We start from the raw sequence: 2,335 nt of genomic DNA, 5'->3' as shown, positions 1-2,335 counted from the left end.
TCATGACATCAATCACGCTTCTAAAGCCGACAGTCTTCCTACTAGCGTTGACCGTGACCAGCAGACCGAGAGGCGAGACCGTCGCACCTCTAACTGGCCCATGTGTCGCATCTCTAAACTGCTGCCACAGAACCTGGCGTGATAATATGTATTATGGAACTTCTTGGGTTAAGCATCAAACGAGCCTCCGACCGCTCCTTCGGCCGCAAACGGGAAAAGCGAGTCTTCCCGATTTCCCGGCCACGTTCGAAAAGAAGTTTCATCTCAGCCGGGTTGAAGTTGACGGGATTCAGAGTTTCGGGAAACGTGTCAGGCAAAACAATAAGATTAAAGCGAGCGCCCGCCAGGCGCGTCTTCAATTCGGCTTCTACCGTCGAGAAGTAAAGGAGCTGTCGGAACAGTTGCGACATTCCTCGACGCGCCAGACCGAATGTGTTGCGTGCATCACTTCGAAGTGCAGCATCGCGACTAACATGACCGTTGACGAGCACCCAAACGTCCGTCTTGTACGCCATCGCGGGATTCAGCATGAAAGGTTCGAGAGGAACCGGTGTCTTTATAGCACCATCGCTATGGATCGCGGTCGTCCCTCGCCTCCTATCACTAACACGAATAGGTTCGACAAGACCGGGCACGGCCACTGAGGCCAGTAAGACGTCAATGTAATTGCGTTTGCGATCAGTCCCCGAGGATGCAATGGCACCCATGTCCCAGTAGACAACTCTTCCTGCACTCATATCTGTGGTGGCGACATATAGGCGCCTGCCGGAGCGATGGGCTGAGGCAACTGCGTCCAACATGTCCTCGGTGACCAGGTCTGATAGCAGGCGGCGCAACGGTGCGGTGTTATAGTACCCGGCACCGAAAAGCGTCTTGAGGCCGTTCGAACGGAATACGTCTCGAGTGCGGGTATTCGTATAAACACGCTCTAAAAGTGCATCGTAAGCTGGGCCTAAAAAGGCCGGTGTCGCTTGTAATGCGCCAGTTGAAACACCTGCCACCACATCGAATACCGGGCGGTTGCCGGCCGCAGACCAAGCATTGAGGACCCCAGCTCCAAAGGCGCCGTCGGCGCCACCGCTGCTTAACACCAGGATATTGCGCGTCCTAATTGAGGCAGGTGCAATCGAAGTGGTGCGGCTCGAAGACGAGACGTAGATGCTTGCGGACGCGACAGACTCCGCAGCGTCGATGGTCGGAATGCTCTGGCTACAACCTGAAAAAAGGGACGCTAAACAGATGATCCCTACAACCACTAGTGTTCTGGAATTAACGGATGGATTCCCTGAGGCTGGCAAATATGCGAGTCTGGGTCCATGGACACGGACAAGAGGCTGTTGCTGTCGCCTGGGGATCGGGTGCGGTTGGAAGGTTGGGTGGCGGACCGGAACACGCCGCAGAAGCTGGTTTGGCGGGCGCGGATCGTGCTGATGTGGGCGGACGCGGCGAGTCTGGCGTCGATTGTGCGGACGCTGGGCAAGACCAAGAAGACGGCCTACCGCTGGCGCGATCGTTATCTTGAGCAGGGTGTCGATGGGCTTGGGCGCGACGCGACCCGGCCTGGCCGTAAGAAGCCGTTGAGCGCCGAAGTCATTGCGCGTGTGGTCGAGATGACGCTGCGAGAGAAGCCACCGGCGGCCACGCAATGGAGCGCGCGCACGCTTGCCAAGGCGGTGGGTCTGAGCCACACCAGCGTACAGCGCATCTGGAGCGCGCATGGGCTCAAGCCCCATTTGACCAAGACGTTCAAACTGTCGAACGACAAGCAGTTCGTCGAGAAGGTGACCGACGTCGTCGGTCTCTACCTTGATCCGCCGGACCGGGCGCTAGTGTTCTCGGTCGACGAGAAGAGTCAGATCCAGGCGCTGGACCGCACCCAACCGGGCCTGCCGATGAAGAAGGGGCGGGCGGGAACGATGACCCACGACTATAAGCGGCATGGCACGACGACACTGTTCGCCGCCCTCGATGTCGCCACCGGCAGGGTGATCGGCGAATGCATGAAACGTCATCGTCACCAGGAATGGCTCAAATTCCTTCGGCTCATCGACCGCAGCACGCCCAAGGGCTTCGACCTGCACCTGATCGCCGACAACTATGCCACCCATAAGCATCCGGCGGTCAAAGCCTGGCTGGCCAAACATCCTCGCTTCCACATGCATTTCACCCCCACTTCGGCGTCCTGGCTCAATCAGGTCGAACGCTTCTTCGGCTTGATAACAGGCGATCGAATCCGGTGCGGCGTGTTCAAGAGTGTCGCCGAACTCGAAGGCGCAATTCAAGACTATCTCGATCATCACAACGCCGATCCAAAGCCCTTCGTTTGGACCAAATC

2 protein-coding genes are annotated in these 2,335 nt (G+C 57.8%); one reads left to right on the top strand and one right to left on the bottom strand.

The window, feature by feature from the left end; genetic code table 11:
• Positions 1-113: 113 nt before the first annotated feature.
• A complete protein-coding gene (locus ACSQ3F_RS29325) occupies positions 114-1,091 on the bottom strand; it encodes a patatin-like phospholipase family protein (protein WP_436103674.1) in 978 nt (325 codons plus the stop codon).
• 225 nt (positions 1,092-1,316) lie between these two features.
• Between ACSQ3F_RS29325 and ACSQ3F_RS29320 the strand changes: the two genes are divergently transcribed.
• Positions 1,317-2,335: IS630 family transposase (locus ACSQ3F_RS29320; RefSeq protein WP_436103673.1), on the top strand; the 1,019-nt coding region annotated here is incomplete at its 3' end.

It is taken from the genome of Pararhizobium sp. LjRoot238 (genome assembly GCF_964252955.1).
In the GTDB taxonomy this organism is placed as follows: Bacteria; Pseudomonadota; Alphaproteobacteria; order Rhizobiales; family Rhizobiaceae; genus Pararhizobium.
This window is presented reverse-complemented; position numbering and strand designations above follow the sequence as displayed.